This is a genomic window from Maritimimonas sp. 2304DJ26-3 (assembly GCF_056591635.1).
The window spans coordinates 506,174-523,288 of sequence record NZ_JBWQOK010000001.1; the positions used below are offsets into that span (position 1 = coordinate 506,174).

A 17,115-nucleotide genomic window follows, 5' to 3' on the forward strand; every position below is an offset into this window, starting at 1 on the left:
ATTTAATAATCTGTTCTATGCGCTAATGCATCATTCTTTTGTTTAAAATCTAATGGAATTTTAATTCGAGTAGCGTCCCAACCTAATACCATATCTATATGTTTTGTGGCTTTTTTAAAAGCTATTGAAAATGTCTCTAATTCTTCTGCTTTACTTATAGGGATAATGACTTCTGCGACATTAAACATTTCGTCATATTGAAATGCCCCCCAAGTATCAAGTTGAGAGTTTAAAATTACCTTCCATTCTTTTTCTCCAGGAATCGTTAGTAAAGTGTAACTACCTGCAACAACTTTTTCTCCGCCAAATTCAACATCTTTATAAAATCTAATCTCTGTAGCCTCATTATAACCTGTTCGCCATATTTCCCCGAAAGGAATCTTATCTCCAAAAACTTGTTCTCCATTTTTAGACGGACGACCATATAATACTTTTACCAACGGAGGCGTAACTCTTGTCTCTCTATAATAAGATATATCGTGAGGAACTTTGTCTAAATCTTTAAATCCTTGGGCAGATATCTCGCCAGTGATTACCAGAAAAAACATAGAAATACCAAATAAAATGCAATTTCTTTTCTTCATGAATTAGTACTGTTTAGCATACTACTAACGACATAACGGATTGCTTTAGTATTTATATTAACATATATTAGAATAATTTTACTTTCATAACCATAAAATTACACTTTAGCATAAATCATATAAACAAATTGATAATTTGTAACTAAAAAATACTTATTGGTTTTGATTAATAAACTTATAAGCAACATTTGCACTATAAATTATAGAACAAAAACAACAAAAAATTATGTGTGGAATTGTATGTGCATTTGATTTAAAGCAAGATTCAGAGATATTACGCCCTCAAATATTAGAAATGGCTAAGAAAATACGTCATCGTGGTCCAGACTGGAGTGGTATTTTTAGTGATAACAAAGCTATTTTAGCTCATGAACGCCTGGCAATCGTTGACCCAGCTTCGGGTAAACAGCCTTTGTTTAGTGAAGATAAAAAACTCATTTTAGCTGCTAATGGCGAAATCTACAATCATAGAGATATTCGCAAAGATTTTGAAAAGACTTACAAATTTCAAACACAATCAGATTGCGAGGTCATATTAGCTCTGTATAGACAAAAAGGAGAACGTTTTTTAGATGACCTTAACGGCATATTCGGTTTTGCACTTTATGACGCTGAAGAAGATGCTTATTTAATTGCTCGAGATCATATGGGTATTATTCCTTTATATATTGGTTGGGATAAATTCGGAACTTTTTATGTTGCCTCGGAATTAAAAGCGTTAGAAGGTATTTGTAGTAAAATTGAAATTTTCCCTCCTGGTCATTATTTATATAGTAAAGATGCTGAAATTAAAGAATGGTATCAACGTGATTGGATGGATTATGATGCAGTTAAAGAAAACCAAACGAGCATTGATGAATTACGAGAAGCACTAGAAGCTGCTGTGCATCGTCAATTAATGTCTGATGTACCTTATGGTGTTTTACTTTCTGGAGGATTAGACTCTAGTATTACATCTGCAATTGCCAAAAAGTATGCTTCTAAACGTATTGAGTCAGATGATCAAAAAGAAGCTTGGTATCCTCAATTACATTCTTTTTCTATAGGATTAAAAGATTCACCCGACCTTATTGCTGCCCAAAAAGTTGCAGATCAAATAGGAACTGTTCATCATGAAATTACTTTTACCGTTCAAGAAGGTTTAGATGCCATTAAAGATGTTATTTATCAATTAGAAACGTATGACATTACAACAGTAAGAGCTTCTACACCTATGTATTTAATGGCTCGTGTTATTAAATCTATGGGAATCAAAATGGTACTATCTGGTGAAGGTGCCGATGAGATTTTCGGTGGTTATTTATATTTTCATAAGGCACCAAGTGCAGAAGAATTCCACAAAGAAACTGTGAGAAAGCTAGATAAATTATATCAATATGATTGTTTACGAGCCAACAAAAGTTTAATGGCCTGGGGAATTGAAGGTAGAGTTCCTTTTCTTGACAAAGAATTTATGGACGTAGCAATGAGAATTAACCCACAAGATAAAATGATTAATGGTGAGCGCATGGAAAAATGGGTATTACGTAAAGCCTTTGAAAGCTATTTACCAGAATCTGTGACTTGGAGACAAAAAGAACAATTTAGTGATGGTGTAGGTTACAATTGGATTGATACACTTAAAGAATTGGTAGAAAGTGAAGTGACAGATGAAATGATGAAAAACGCTGCATTTCGCTTCCCAAAACAAACACCTGCTACTAAAGAAGAATATTATTATAGAAGTATTTTCGAAGGTCATTTCCCTAGTGAAGCAGCTGCATTAACAGTTCCATCAGTTCCATCTATTGCTTGTAGCACACCTACTGCTTTAGAATGGGATGAAAGTTTTAAAAATGCTAATGAGCCTAGCGGTCGTGCCATTGCGATGGTACACGAAGACGCCTATTAAAATATAAAAGAAAGAGTTTTGTTTTTGTTCTAAATACGGTTTCAAAAGTTAATTTTGTAGCCGTATTTATTTTTCTTCAATTGTTATACGTAACTTTACATTCCTTAAAAAAACAAGCCATTTTCATTTAAAAAATTAAATAGATGAAAATTTTAATTGTAGAAGACGAAATCGAACTATTAGATAGCATGGTAAGCTTTCTAAAAAATGAAGATTTTATCTGTGAACAAGCCACAACCTTTTTTGATGCTGAAGATAAATTAATCAGCTTTAAATACGATGTGGTTGTATTAGATATTAATTTACCTGATGGTAGCGGTATCGATTTATTAAAGCTAATTAAAGAGCGAGATTCTAATATTGGTGTTTTGATTGTTTCCGCCAGAGATTCGCTAGATGATAAATTAGAAGGATTAGATTTGGGTGCCGATGATTATATCACAAAACCATTTCACCTTGCCGAATTAAATTCTAGAATAAATTCTCTAATTCGTCGCAGAAGTTTTGGTGGTAGTGAGTCTATTGTTTTCAATGAAATTGAAATCGATCCAGGTTCAAAAACAGTTACTATAGATAAAAAACCTATAGAGCTAACCAAAAAAGAATACAATCTTCTGTTATACTTTATAGCTAATAAAAATAAAGTGGTTACTAAAGAATCTATTGCAGAGCACTTATGGGGTGATGAAATTGAAATGGCTGATAGTTTTGATTTTATTTACACACATTTAGGTAATCTTAGAAAAAAAATGAAAAAATACGGCTCTCAAGATTATGTAAAAACAATGTATGGATTGGGGTATAAATTTGCTGAATAACTAAACACCTCCACTTTCGTGGAAAGGAAGGATGAAACTTATTGAAAGAACAGGTAGAGCGTACTTATTTTTATCAATTGCTATTTTTATATTGGGTGGTATCATTCTAGCTATTGTACTAACCACAGTAATGAATCGTCGTTTAGATGAAAAATTATTGTACAACAAAGAAGTACTCTCCAAGGTCTATAAATATGAATATCCCCTTACAATATTCGATGCACCTAGAGAATTAACTGATGCTGAAAATAAAATGTATCCTAACGACACTATCATATTTAAGGATACTTTGATCTTTCATGCGATAGATGATGTTGAGGGAGCCGAAACTTATGAAAAATACCGACAATTAACAGCTTATGAAACCTTACAGGGAAAACGTTTTAAAATAGTAACCAGAAATTCTCTAGTAAGAAACCAGGACTTTATTACGATAATTACAGGTGCTACAATCTTAACGATTCTGTTACTTTTAACTGGGTTATGGTTCTTAAATACCCGAATTACCAGAAGAATTTGGAATCCATTTCACCACAATTTAAGTAGTCTAAAAAATTTCTCCATTCAGGATCAAAAATCTATTGATCTAGAAAGGTCTGAAATAGATGAATTTAAAGAACTAAACAAATCTATTAAAAGTCTTACCGAAAAGGTAAGTTCAGATTTTAACAACCTCAAAGAGTTTACCGAAAATGCTTCTCACGAAATGCAGACTCCATTGGCTATTATGCAGTCTAAAATAGAACTATTGCTACAATCTGAAAATTTAAACAAAGAAGAAATTAAACAACTACAATCTATATATCAAGCTGGTAAACGACTTTCTAAACTAAACAAAACATTATTGACCTTAGCTAAGGTTGAAAATCGTCAGTTTAGTGAGATAGAAAACCTCAATTTGACAGAAGCTGTCAATAATAAGCTCGAGAATTACGAGGATTTTATCCAACAAAAAGAACTTACGGTTACAAAAAAAATGAATCCAGACACTATATTATCTACTAACAGCACGCTTATTGACATGCTAATTACTAATTTAATATCAAATGCAATTAGGCATAATATAAATAAGGGTGATATAAACATTGAACTTCAACCACAATATCTATTTATTTCTAATACTGGTAGTGAACTAAAGATTGACCCTAAAAATCTATTCAATCGTTTTAAAAAAGAAAGTTCTTCGCCTGATTCATCTGGATTAGGTTTAGCCATTGTGAAGAAAATTTGTGATATAAACGAATGGAAAATAGACTACACTTATGCTGATAAGCAACACCAAATTATGGTGCGTTTTTAAATCTTTAGATTTTCTTTAGATTCTTACCATACATTTGGAACATATAATTGATTGCTTTCGCTGTTTGATATCCAAATAAATAACTTTTTTTATTTTTCAATTAATGGCATAAGGGGAAAAATTAAAAAAACAATCAATCAGAATAGAAAGCTAATTCGGTTAATGGCTTGTAGGGTGAAATAGTCTAAAATCTCTTCAAAATTTTAGACTATTTCTTTTAAAAAGAAGATAACAGATCAAACATATACTCTAAATTAAATTAATAACTTCCGCGTTATTAATATTTAAAAAACACGCTAATCGGCGTGTTTTTTATTTGATAAACTTTAACATTTAGAATGCTTTAGTTTTAGATTTTCTTTAGATTCTCGCTATACTTTTGTCATCAACAAACTAATACTAATTTTAGTTTAAACATTTATAATTATGAAGAAATTAAGCATATTTTTATTGTTACTAAGTACGGTAAGCTTTGCTCAAGAAACAAAAGAAGAGAAAATCGAGGAAGAAAAACAAGAAGCAATTGTTGTCAAAAAAGCAAAGGTGGATGTAGGTAGAATCCCAGTTAGCATATTAGAAACACTTAAAGGTTCTTACGCAAAACATTTTGTAACTAATGCCTTTAAAACTAGAACTAAAGATGTGATCTACTTTATAGAACTTCAAAAGAGCAGAGAGCTATTTACAATAGCTATAGATAAAGATGGTCATGTAATTAGAGAAATTAAAGGTGAAGCCAAAACTTCTCTAGCCAACTTAAACTAAGCTCTTAAAAATTTATTGATTATTTGTGCTTAACACATTTTAAAAGCATGCTCCTAATGTACCGAGCATGCTTTTTTTATGCTTTCTTTAACATAAAATTGTATGTTTTTTTAGATTTTCTTTAGATTCAAAAGCTAACTTTGAAGGACAAACAAAAACTATTTTTTTAATCTAAATCACATGTCATGAAAAAATTAAGCATTCTATTTGTATTAGCAGTTTTTTGCCTTACAACCACCACTACCTTTGCTCAAGACACCAAAGAAGTAGCAAAAAAAGAAATGAAAGCCAAGAAGAAAAATTATGCTGAAGTAGCTACTGCAGATCTTCCTGATGCCGTTCAAGCAACACTAAAAGAATCTTTTGCAGATTATAATGTAAAAAAAGCATACAAGTCTAAAAACGATGAAGGTAAATTGGTATACTATGCTAAAGTAGAAAAAGATGGCAAGTGGCTTAAAGTAGGTCTAGATGAAAGTGGAAAAATCTTTAAAAAGAAGGAAATCCATAAAAAACACAAAAAAGAGAAACATTCAAAATAACAGAGATCATTTAAAACAAAATGGCTCATAGTAGGGTTAGAAATAGCTTAAAAGAATCAATAAACTTTTAGGCTATTTCTGTTTGTGAAACTTAGAAGATAATTACAATAACTTTTTTCTAATTTTTGTTAATAACTTACCTTATTATAGACTTTAAAAAACACGCTCAAACGAGCGTGTTTTCTTATATTTGTATGTTTTTGAAAATACGTAAAAAAGAGAGTAAAAAATATGAGCGAAGAGGCTAAAAAACCGAATTATTCAGCTGATAGTATTCAGGCGTTAGAAGGTATGGAGCATGTTAGAATGCGTCCGTCAATGTACATAGGTGATGTGGGAGTTAGAGGACTCCATCATTTGGTTTATGAAGTAGTAGATAACTCTATAGATGAAGCCATGGCTGGTCACTGTGATGCTATAGATGTTTGGATCAACGAAGACAATTCAATTACCGTAAAAGATAATGGTCGTGGTATACCAGTTGGCATGCACAAAAAAGAAGGTGTTTCTGCTTTAGAAGTAGTAATGACCAAGATTGGTGCTGGGGGTAAATTCGATAAAGATTCTTATAAAGTTTCTGGTGGTTTACATGGTGTTGGTGTATCTGTTGTAAATGCATTGTCAAATAGCTTAAAAGCTACCGTTTACCGTGATGGTAAAATCTGGGAGCAAGAATATGAAAAAGGTAAAACACTTTATCCTGTTAAAACTGTAGGTGATTCTAGCGAAAATGGAACTATGGTTACTTTTTCACCAGATGATACTATATTTCAAGCAGAAATAGATTTTAGTTACGAAACACTATCGACTCGTATGCGCGAACTTTCCTTTTTAAATAAAGGAATAAAAATTTCTATTACTGATAAACGTGAAAAAGATGATGAAGGTAACTTTATTAGAGAAGATTTTCATAGCACTGAAGGACTTAAAGAATTTGTTCGATATCTTGATGCTACTCGCGAACAATTAACATCTGAAGTGATTTCTATGGAGGGTGAGAAAAATGGCGTTCCTGTTGAAGTCGCTATGGTTTATAATACTTCGTATACTGAGAACTTGCATTCTTATGTAAATAATATCAATACACATGAAGGAGGTACGCATTTATCTGGTTTTAGAAGAGGATTAACCGGTACTTTAAAAAAGTATGCCGAATCTTCTGGTATGTTAGACAAATTAAAGTTTGATATTGCTGGAGATGATTTCCGTGAAGGATTAACAGCTATTATTTCTGTAAAAGTTGCTGAACCTCAATTTGAAGGGCAAACAAAGACCAAATTAGGAAACAGAGAAGTAACTTCTGCTGTAAGTCAGGCAGTTTCTGAGATGTTAACTAATTACTTAGAGGAAAATCCTAACGATGCTAAGACTATTGTTCAAAAGGTCATTTTAGCTGCTCAAGCTCGTCATGCTGCTCGTAAAGCGCGTGAAATGGTACAGCGTAAAACTGTAATGAGCGGAGGTGGTTTACCAGGAAAATTATCTGATTGTGCTTGGAGCGAACCAGAGAAATGTGAGATTTTCTTAGTTGAGGGTGACTCTGCAGGTGGTACTGCAAAACAAGGTCGTGATCGTAATTTTCAAGCAATTTTACCACTGCGTGGTAAGATATTGAATGTAGAAAAGGCAATGCAACATAAAGTTTTTGAGAATGAAGAGATCAAAAACATGTTTACTGCTCTTGGGGTAACTATTGGAACTGAAGAAGACAGTAAGGCTTTAAACCTTGAAAAACTACGTTACCATAAAATAGTAATTATGTGTGATGCCGATGTTGATGGTAGTCACATTGCTACATTAATTTTAACGTTCTTCTTTAGATATATGAAGGAATTAATAGAAGAAGGTTATGTCTATATTGCTGCACCTCCATTATATTTAGTAAAGAAAGGTGCTAAAAAAGAGTACGCTTGGAACGATGAAGAGCGTGATGCAATTGTAGAGAAGTTCGGAGGAGCAACTATACAACGCTATAAAGGTCTTGGTGAAATGAATGCTGAACAATTATGGGATACTACTATGAATCCAGAATTTAGAACAATGCGTTTGGTAACCATAGATAGCGGAGTTGAAGCTGATAGAGTCTTCTCAATGCTTATGGGTGATGATGTTCCGCCAAGAAGAGAATTTATTGAAAACAACGCGATTTACGCAAACATAGATATTTAATTAACTTTTTCCATGGCAATGGGAATCTAAACAATACAAAAACTAAAAAATGAAAGTAACGGTTGTAGGCGCTGGTGCAGTTGGTGCCAGTTGTGCTGAATACATAGCTATTAAAGATTTTGCATCTGAAGTAGTACTATTAGATATTAAAGAAGGGTATGCCGAAGGCAAAGCTATGGATCTAATGCAGACAGCTTCTTTAAACGGATTTGATACAAAAATTACTGGTACTACTAGTGATTATTCTAAAACGGCAAATTCTGATATTTGTGTGATTACTTCTGGCATTCCGCGTAAACCAGGTATGACTCGTGAAGAATTGATTGGTATTAATGCTGGTATTGTTAAATCTGTTTCTGCAAGTTTAATCGAACATTCGCCAAATACTATATTAATAGTTGTTTCAAATCCAATGGATACCATGACTTATTTGGTTCACAAAACAACTGATTTACCTAAGAATAGAATTATTGGCATGGGTGGCGCTCTAGATTCAGCTCGTTTTAAGTACCGTTTGGCAGAAGCTTTAGGAGCACCAACTTCAGACATTGACGGAATGGTTATTGGAGGTCATTCTGATAAAGGAATGGTGCCTTTAACACGTTTAGCAACACGCAACTCAGTACCTGTTTCTGAATTTATTTCTGATGAACGATTAAACCAAGTAAAAGAGGATACTAAAGTTGGTGGTGCAACACTTACTAAATTACTAGGTACTTCTGCTTGGTATGCTCCTGGAGCAGCTGTGTCTGGTTTGGTTCAAGCAATTGCTTGTGATCAGAAAAAGATATTCCCATGTTCTACTTATTTAGAAGGCGAATTCGGTTTATCTGATCTTTGTATTGGTGTACCAGTAGTTTTAGGTAGAAACGGAATTGAAAAAATTGTTGAAATAGATTTGAGTGAAGCTGAAAATGCACATATGCAAGAATCAGCAGCTGGCGTTTCAAAAACTAATGGTCTTTTAGAACTATAATCTAGTTTAAAGTTTATAAAATAAAAACCCTGCTATTAGCAGGGTTTTTATTTTTGTATATTATTTATAATTAACCTTTAAGCCAAGCATCTCTCAACTTAATCTGTTTTTCTGTAGCATTTTCTTTTGGTGCAAGTTTTTTACCATTTGTATAAGATTGGGTTAGTTTGGTTTTTATAATTACCTCTTCTCCCGCTCTATCAAGTTTAACTTCTATCTCTTGACCTGGCTGCCATGCAAAAACTTGTCCTAAAACTTGATTGGCATTTTGCAATGTAACTTCGCCTCCATTAACAGTTTTGATAACGTCATTAGGTTTTACACCTTGCTCGTTCCAAAAGCTATTATTTACAACTAAATCATTAAAATAAACATCTCCTTTGGCTTGATTAACAGCAAAAATTAAAGCCCCTGCATTCTGTACATAATTTGTTTTTACTTTACCTTCTGCAATTTCTAATCCTACTTTGTCAAAATAAACGCTGTAATCTATTGGAGTAGAACCTATCACATGAGTGTCAAAGAAATTTCGAATAGACGGATATGTCATCGAGACAATTTCATCTACAATCTTATCATCTTCAAATGGTTTATTCTTTCCATACTTTAAAGACAATTCTTTCATTAAACTTAAAACACCTCTAGCTCCATTACTTTCTTCTCGCATTAAAATGTCTATACACATTCCTATTAAAGCACCTTTTTGATATACATTAGCATAATTAGGAGCATATTCTTTCTCTAATATATTCTCACTCATCGCTGTAAAACTCATCGCATCATTAAACCTTAAAGAAGAATTGATTTTTCCTAAAATTTTTGCGTAAAACTCATCATTAGAAACTAAATCTTGATTGATTTGAAACAATGTCGCAAAGTATTCTGTAAGCCCTTCATACATCCATAAATGCTTAGAAAAAGTTGGTTCGTTATAATCAAAATAATGTACGTCTTCAGAATGTACACTTAAAGGTGTGACAATATGAAAAAATTCATGAGAGACTATATCTATTAAACTTTTAGCCAACGCTTGTTCAGACATAGATGCAGGCATTACTACCACGGTGGAAGTATGATGTTCTAATGCTCCAAATTTTGTTGGTGCATTTTCTTCATTACTAGCTAGATAAACATAAATATCATATCTAGGTGTACTATTGATGTCTCCCAAATATGTCTTTTGAGCTTTCATCATTTTCTCCATTGTTTGTTTAAGTGAACTCGCAGAATGAAGATCACTTGCTGAATACACACTTAAAACAATTTTTATATCACCTACTTTAAATTCTTCAACTGTTAAATCACCATACATCATCGGATTGTCGGTGATATCAAAATACCTCGGTGCAAAATAACTAGATGTTATAGTAGTTCCATCTTCACTTTCCTTGCTATTAGTGACTTGTAATGCAGAAGTACGCACAAAATCTTTAGGAGCAACAACATCTAACTTATATTGATTGTTTTTTAAAGAATCAAAATAACCTATAAAACCATGAAGGTTTAGTACATAATTATCAGGTTCAATATTAGTACCAGCCATCGAATATGGTGTAGTAATCTCTTTATTTTTTTCGACATCGAATGTATCATTAACTAAATAAGTAATCTTATCTAAATTTGTAGCATTACTAATCGTCCATGTATTGGTTGAAATTTTTTCTGTAGGGATTTCATTACCATTATAATCAAAAGCTTTGAAGTCATCTATAAAATATCCGAAATCACTCACTTCATAAGTTCCCTGAACTACTTTTGGTAATCTATATGTTACGCTATCTACTAAAAATCTTCCAGGATTAATTGTTACAGGTGCTTTGTCGTCAACTACCTTTGTAAGATCGATAGACGTTTCAATTGGGGTTTGTGTTGCTAAGTCGTTTGGAGTTGCTGTTTTTACACTTCCACAACTAACCATAATAGCCGCGAGCAAAAACATCATTACATTTCTCATTATATAAAATTTTTAATTTTATAATTAGTAGTTAAAAACCAATTAGTGTTACAGTTTTTTAAGAATTTCTTTAAGATAATCCTGATATTACACCATTGTTGTCAATAGTCATATTCTCTGAAGCTGGATGACCTGGCAGACCAGGCATTCGCATCATTTTACCAAGAATTGGTATTAAGAATCTTGCCCCTGCAGCAATTTCTATCTCACGTACTGTTATTCTAAATCCTGATGGTCGTCCTATCAATTTATCATTATCTGAAAATGATTTTTGTGTCTTTGCCATGCATATTGCAAAATCGTTAAACCCTAAACGATCAATACGTTTTAAGTTCAATCTAGCTTTATTATCAAAATCTACACCATCGGCTCCATAAATTTCTTTAGCAATCTTTTCAATTTTTTCTACAACAGGCGTATTCCAATCATATAATGGTTTAAATTTAGTTGCTTTATTTTCAACAACATCTACCACCGCTCTAGCTAAATCTTGTGTTCCATCACCTCCTTCAGCCCATCCTTTAGAAACTACAGCGTGCACTCCTAAAGATTTACATTTATCAATTATAAAATCAACCTCTTCTTGAGAATCACTTATAAAATTATTGATTGCAACAACGGGTTCAATATTAAATTTTCTAATATTTTCAATATGCTTTTCAAGATTTGTAAAACCATTTGATACACGTTCTACACTAGGTGTATTGTACTCTTCTTTTGGTGATCCTCCGTGATGACGTAGCGCCCGAATCGTAGCTACCAATACCACACATTTAGGATTCAACCCTGCGTAGGCTGATTTGATATTTAAGAATTTTTCTGCGCCTAAATCGGCGCCAAAACCTGCTTCAGTCACAACATAATTTGATAATGATAATCCCATTTTTGTAGCAATAATTGTATTAGTTCCTTGAGCAATATTTGCAAAAGGCCCTCCATGAATAATTGCCGGATTATGCTCTAAGGTCTGAACCAAATTAGGTTTAATGGCATCTTTTAATAAGATAGCCATAGCGTCTTCAGCTTTGAGATCTCGTGCGAAAATAGCTTTTTTATCAAAGGTAAAACCTACAAAAATATCACCTAATCGTTGTTTAAGGTCATCAAAATCTGTTGCCATACAAAGTATTGCCATTACCTCTGAAGCTGGTGTGATATTAAATCCGTCTTCACGTGGAATACCATTTGAAATACCGCCCAAACCAATTGTAATTTGGCGAAGTGCTCTATCGTTCATGTCAATTACTCGCTTCCAAGCAATTGTTCTTGGGTCTAATCCTAGGTTATTTACTTTACTTTGCAAGTTATTATCAATTAGTGCTGATAATAAGTTGTTTGCTTTTTCTACTGCATTAAAATCGCCTGTAAAATGCAGATTGATATCTTCCATTGGAACTACTTGAGAGTAGCCTCCTCCTGCAGCTCCTCCTTTAATTCCGAAAACCGGACCTAAAGATGGTTCACGTAATACAACTGTAGCCTGCTTACCTATTTTATTGAGACCTTCATTTAATCCTATAGAAACTGTTGTTTTCCCTTCACCAGCAGGTGTTGGTGTTAAAGCAGTAACTAAAACTAAATTATTATTCTTTATTTTCTCATCATCTATTAACTTTAAAGGAAGCTTTGCTTTATACTTACCATAAAGAATTAAATCGTCTTCATCTATATTTATTTTTGCAGCTACTTTACTAATATGCTGCATGTTGTTTTGTTGGGCTATTTCAATATCTGTAAGGTGAGCCATGTAGAAAAATTTTGAGTACGCTAATATACTAAAATTACTATGCGTTGCCTTCCGCGAAAGCGTATTTAACGACTTTGTTTTCAATGAGTTTTTAGCTAAAAAGCTGAAAAAGAAAAAAGTGCAAAACAATTGGCTATTCTTTATCGAAATACTATATTTGCGCGTTAATTACAAATTGAAGATTTTTTAAATAGAAAAGAGAATGCAGAATAAAGGACTTATTAGAACATTAGCCATCATTTTTGGATTGATTTGTGTGTATTATTTATCGTTTACATGGGTAAATAACTCTATAGAAGATGAAGCTAAAGTATATAGTAATGGAGATGCTAAAAAAGAACAGGCATATTTAGATTCGATTGGCAATCTACCAATAGTCAACTACTTATATACCAAATACACACCAAAGGAAGTTCAAGATAAAGCAATAAATCTTGGTTTAGACCTTAAAGGTGGTATAGATGCTACATTAGAAATTGCAGTTAGAGACATCTTAGTCGGTTTATCTAATAATTCTAAAAACCCTGTTTTTAATAAAGCTTTAGCTGATGCAACTTCCGCTCAAACCAATAGCGATAGTGACTATTTAACATTATTCTTTGAAGCCTTTGATAAAGCTAGTGATGGTAATGTAAAACTAGGTGACCCTAGCATTTTTGGTAATAAGTCTTTAAAAGATAAGATCAACTTTAAAATGCCGGACAATGAAGTTAAAGCTGTTCTTAAAGAAGAAGTTAAAGGCTCAATCAACACTGCTTTCGAAGTATTACGTAGTAGAATTGACCGTTTTGGCGTAACACAACCTAGCATTCAACAAGTTGGCGAATCTGGTAGAATCTCAATTCAATTACCTGGTGCTAAAGATATAGATCGTGTAAAAAAATTATTACAAAGTACTGCTGAATTACAATTCTGGGAAGTATTTGAAAATACAGAAACTTCTAATTTCTTAATTCAAGCAAACACAACATTGGCTGAATTATTAAAAGATGAAACTCCAGAAGTAATACAAGACACAACCATTTCTAAAGATGCTGAAATTGATGAATTATTAGGCGAAGTTCAAGATTCCGTAGATACCAAAGCTGCAAATCCGTTGTTCTCAATAATGATTCCTAACATTCCACAGAATCAAAATCAACGTAGTTCTGCAATTGCTTATGCAAATGTAAAAGATACGGCTACAGTAAATAAGTATTTAGCAATGCCTCAAGTTAGAGCGTTATTGCCACAAAACATGACTTATGCTAAGTTCTTATGGGATGCCAAGCCAATTAATGATTCAGAATTAATCAATCTTTATGCTATTAAATCTAATCGTGAAGATGTAGCCCCTATTAATGGCGATGTAATTTCTGATGCTAGTCAAGTATTTGATCAGTTAGGTGTGAATCCTCAGGTTAGTATGAACATGAATAGTAAAGGTACTAAGCAATGGGGGAAAATGACCGAAGATAATGTAGGTAAATTCGTTGCTGTTGTACTTGATGATTATGTATACTCTGCACCTAATGTAAATGAGCCAATTCCTAATGGAAGAACTTCAATTTCAGGTAACTTTACAATAGAAGAAGCGCAAGATTTAGCAAATGCTCTAAAATCTGGTAAATTACCAGCTGCTGCCCGTATTATAGAATCTTCTGTAGTTGGAGCATCTCTGGGTCAAGAATCAATTGATAACAGTATTGTAGCCTTCTTAATTGCTTTAGGATTAGTACTGGTATGGATGTTATTCTACTATGGTAAAGCAGGTATTTTCGCTGACATAGCTTTAGTTTTAAATATCTTATTCATCTTTGGTGTATTAACTGCTTTTGGTGCAGTATTAACACTTCCTGGTGTAGCAGGTATTATTATTACAATTGGTATGGCGGTTGATGCAAACGTAATTATTTACGAACGTATTAAAGAAGCTCTAGCTCGTGGTAAAGTATTAAAAGAGGCAATTGTTGAAGGATTTAGTTTAAGAGGAGCTTTATCTGCAATTATAGATGCCAATGTTACTACATTTTTAACTGGTGTTATTTTATATGTTTTCGGTTCAGGACCAATTAAAGGTTTTGCTACTACATTAATGATTGGTATTGCAACTTCGTTAGTTTCTGCAGTATTTATTACAAGATTACTTGTTGATTGGGCTGCTAATAAAGATTATGGAATGACCTTCAATACTAATATCACTAAAGGATGGTTCCAAAATATTAGTGTAGAATTCTTAAAGAAACGTAAGCTTGCATATATCATTTCTGCTACACTAATTATAATTGGTTTAGCATCTATTTTTACACAAGGTTTTAACCAAGGTGTAGACTTTAAAGGTGGTAGAACGTATACCGTACGTTTTGATCAAGCTGTAAGTCCAGAAGAAGTAAGAACTTCGTTAAAAGAAGTGTTTGGCGATGCTCCAGAAGTAAAAACGTATGGAGGTGCTAATCAGTTAAAGATTACAACTGATTATAAAGTTGACGATAATGCAATCACAGTAAGTGATGAGATTCAAGGTTTGTTATTTCAAGGGTTACAATCGTATTTACCAGATGGCTCTTCGTTAAATAACTTTAAAATTGGTCCAGATCAAGCAGATGATAAGATTGGTATTATGAAATATTTCGAGGTAGGTCCAACTATTGCTGATGATATTAAGCAGAAAGCTGTTTGGGCAATCTTAGGATCTTTAATTGTAGTGTTCTTATATATCTTATTACGCTTTAGAAAATGGCAATATAGTTTAGGTGCTGTTGCGGCGGTTTTTCATGATGTATTAATTGTATTGGCTGTATTCTCATTGTTCTGGAAAGTATTACCATTTGATATGGAAATCGGTCAATCGTTTATTGCTGCCATCTTAACAGTAGTTGGTTATTCACTAAATGATACCGTGGTAATCTTTGATAGAATTAGAGAGTTCGCAGATAAACATCCTTCATGGCCATTTGCAAAAACCGTAAATAGTGCATTAAGTACTACATTAGGTAGAACTATTAATACTTCGTTAACTACATTAATTGTATTATTATCGATCTTTATCTTTGGTGGTGATTCTATTAAAGGATTTATGTTTGCAATGATTATTGGTGTTATAGTGGGTACGTATTCATCATTATTTATTGCTTCTCCTATTATGTATGATACAACTACTAAGTTGACAAAAAAGAAGTAATCTAAAATAAAATTTATGGCCAAACCGTTTTGCATATGCTGTTAATTCAGTAATTCAAAACGGTTTGATCATTTTAGAAATATGAGCATAATAAAATTACATGACAAGCATTTTAAGCCATTTATAACCGAAGAGCAAATTGCAGAAACGGTTAATAGAATGGTAAAATGGGTCAAAAATGATCTTGACGGAGAGATACCTCTTTTTGTTGGCATTATGAATGGATCGTTTGTATTTGCTGCAGATTTTATTAGAGCTTTTGAAGGTGATTGCGAAGTGTCTTTTGTAAAATTAACATCTTATAAAGGTGAGAGTTCTACAGGAGTAGTAAAGCAATTAATTGGAATTGACGAAGATCTTGAAGATAGAACTGTTATCATTCTAGAAGATATTATAGATACAGGTACTACTCTTGAAGAAATCTATGAAATTTTCAGAAATAAGAAAGTAAGACAATTAAAAATAGCCACACTATTTTTTAAACCTGATGTTTTCCGTAAAGGATTACCCATAGATTATATAGGTATTTCAATACCTGATAAATTTATTGTAGGATACGGATTAGATTATGATGGTTTAGGAAGAAATTTAAAAAGTATATATCAGCACACAACGCAACAAATGACAAACATAGTATTATTTGGCCCTCCAGGCGCCGGAAAAGGAACGCAGGCAGAAATCTTAAAAGAGAAATATAACTTAATCCATATTTCAACTGGTGACGTTTTTCGTTACAATATTAAAAACGAAACTGATCTCGGTATGCTAGCAAAATCATTTATGGATAAAGGTGATTTAGTTCCTGATAAAGTAACTATTGATATGCTCGAAGCCGAAGTAGATAAAAATGCTGATGCCAATGGGTTTATCTTCGATGGATTTCCAAGAACAGAAGATCAGGCAAAAGCTCTAGATGCTTTTTTAACCAAAAAAGGCGAAGCAATTAATGGTATGGTAGCACTAGAAGTGCCCGAAGATCTATTAGTAGAACGTTTATTAGAGCGTGGTAAAACAAGTGGTAGATCAGATGATCAAGATGAAAGTAAGATTAGAAATCGCTTTAATGAGTACAACACAAAAACTGCTGTTCTGCAACATTATTACCAAGCTCAAAATAAGTACTATGGTGTTGATGGTGTTGGTAGCATCGAAGATATTACTAAGCGTTTAAGTGAAGTAATTGATAAACTTTAATTAAGAGATTCCCAC

General features: G+C 32.8%; 12 protein-coding genes. 9 read left to right on the forward strand and 3 right to left on the reverse strand.

The features are described from left to right. Positions 1 to 2: 2 nt before the first annotated feature. Entirely contained in the window at positions 3 to 584 is a 582-nt protein-coding gene (locus AC1EUV_RS02390; protein WP_480197060.1) for a DUF2911 domain-containing protein, read from the reverse strand. A gap of 226 nt (positions 585 to 810) precedes the next feature. Between AC1EUV_RS02390 and asnB the strand changes: the two genes are divergently transcribed. The 7 genes from asnB to mdh all read left to right on the forward strand — a co-directional run bounded on the left by asnB (position 811) and on the right by mdh (position 9,045). Next, on the forward strand, positions 811 to 2,475 hold the full coding sequence (gene asnB, locus AC1EUV_RS02395; protein ID WP_480197061.1) for an asparagine synthase B: 1,665 nt from the start codon (positions 811 to 813) through the stop codon (positions 2,473 to 2,475). A gap of 143 nt (positions 2,476 to 2,618) precedes the next feature. Continuing rightward, a complete protein-coding gene (locus tag AC1EUV_RS02400; protein ID WP_480197062.1) occupies positions 2,619 to 3,293 on the forward strand; it encodes a response regulator transcription factor in 675 nt (224 codons plus the stop codon). 31 nt (positions 3,294 to 3,324) lie between these two features. Further along, a complete protein-coding gene (locus AC1EUV_RS02405; protein WP_480197063.1) occupies positions 3,325 to 4,593 on the forward strand; it encodes a sensor histidine kinase in 1,269 nt (422 codons plus the stop codon). A gap of 426 nt (positions 4,594 to 5,019) precedes the next feature. Beyond that, positions 5,020 to 5,358 carry a hypothetical protein gene (locus tag AC1EUV_RS02410; RefSeq protein WP_480197064.1) on the forward strand — a complete coding sequence of 113 codons (339 nt, stop codon included), beginning with the start codon at positions 5,020 to 5,022 and terminating at the stop codon, positions 5,356 to 5,358. 185 nt (positions 5,359 to 5,543) lie between these two features. Continuing rightward, entirely contained in the window at positions 5,544 to 5,900 is a 357-nt protein-coding gene (locus tag AC1EUV_RS02415) for a hypothetical protein (RefSeq protein ID WP_480197065.1), read from the forward strand. A gap of 231 nt (positions 5,901 to 6,131) precedes the next feature. Next, positions 6,132 to 8,069 (forward strand): DNA topoisomerase (ATP-hydrolyzing) subunit B, encoded by a 1,938-nt coding sequence (gyrB, locus tag AC1EUV_RS02420; protein WP_480197066.1) that lies wholly within the window; start codon positions 6,132 to 6,134, stop codon positions 8,067 to 8,069. 49 nt (positions 8,070 to 8,118) lie between these two features. Then, positions 8,119 to 9,045, forward strand: a complete 927-nt coding sequence (gene mdh, locus AC1EUV_RS02425) for a malate dehydrogenase (protein WP_480197067.1) — start codon at positions 8,119 to 8,121, stop codon at positions 9,043 to 9,045. Between the two features lie 70 nt (positions 9,046 to 9,115). Here mdh and AC1EUV_RS02430 read toward each other — a convergent pair whose 3' ends face one another. Then, entirely contained in the window at positions 9,116 to 10,999 is a 1,884-nt protein-coding gene (locus tag AC1EUV_RS02430) for a M61 family metallopeptidase (protein ID WP_480197068.1), read from the reverse strand. 70 nt (positions 11,000 to 11,069) lie between these two features. Continuing rightward, positions 11,070 to 12,746 carry a formate--tetrahydrofolate ligase gene (locus AC1EUV_RS02435; RefSeq protein ID WP_480197069.1) on the reverse strand — a complete coding sequence of 559 codons (1,677 nt, stop codon included), beginning with the start codon at positions 12,744 to 12,746 and terminating at the stop codon, positions 11,070 to 11,072. Between the two features lie 202 nt (positions 12,747 to 12,948). On the opposite strand from AC1EUV_RS02435, the gene secDF reads away from it, so the two are divergent. Further along, the gene (gene secDF / locus AC1EUV_RS02440; protein WP_480197070.1) at positions 12,949 to 15,906 is read left to right on the forward strand and encodes a protein translocase subunit SecDF; all 2,958 of its coding nucleotides are present in this window, start codon (positions 12,949 to 12,951) and stop codon (positions 15,904 to 15,906) included. 81 nt (positions 15,907 to 15,987) lie between these two features. Further along, positions 15,988 to 17,100 (forward strand): adenylate kinase, encoded by a 1,113-nt coding sequence (locus AC1EUV_RS02445; protein WP_480197071.1) that lies wholly within the window; start codon positions 15,988 to 15,990, stop codon positions 17,098 to 17,100. The last annotated feature ends 15 nt before the right edge of the window (positions 17,101 to 17,115 follow it).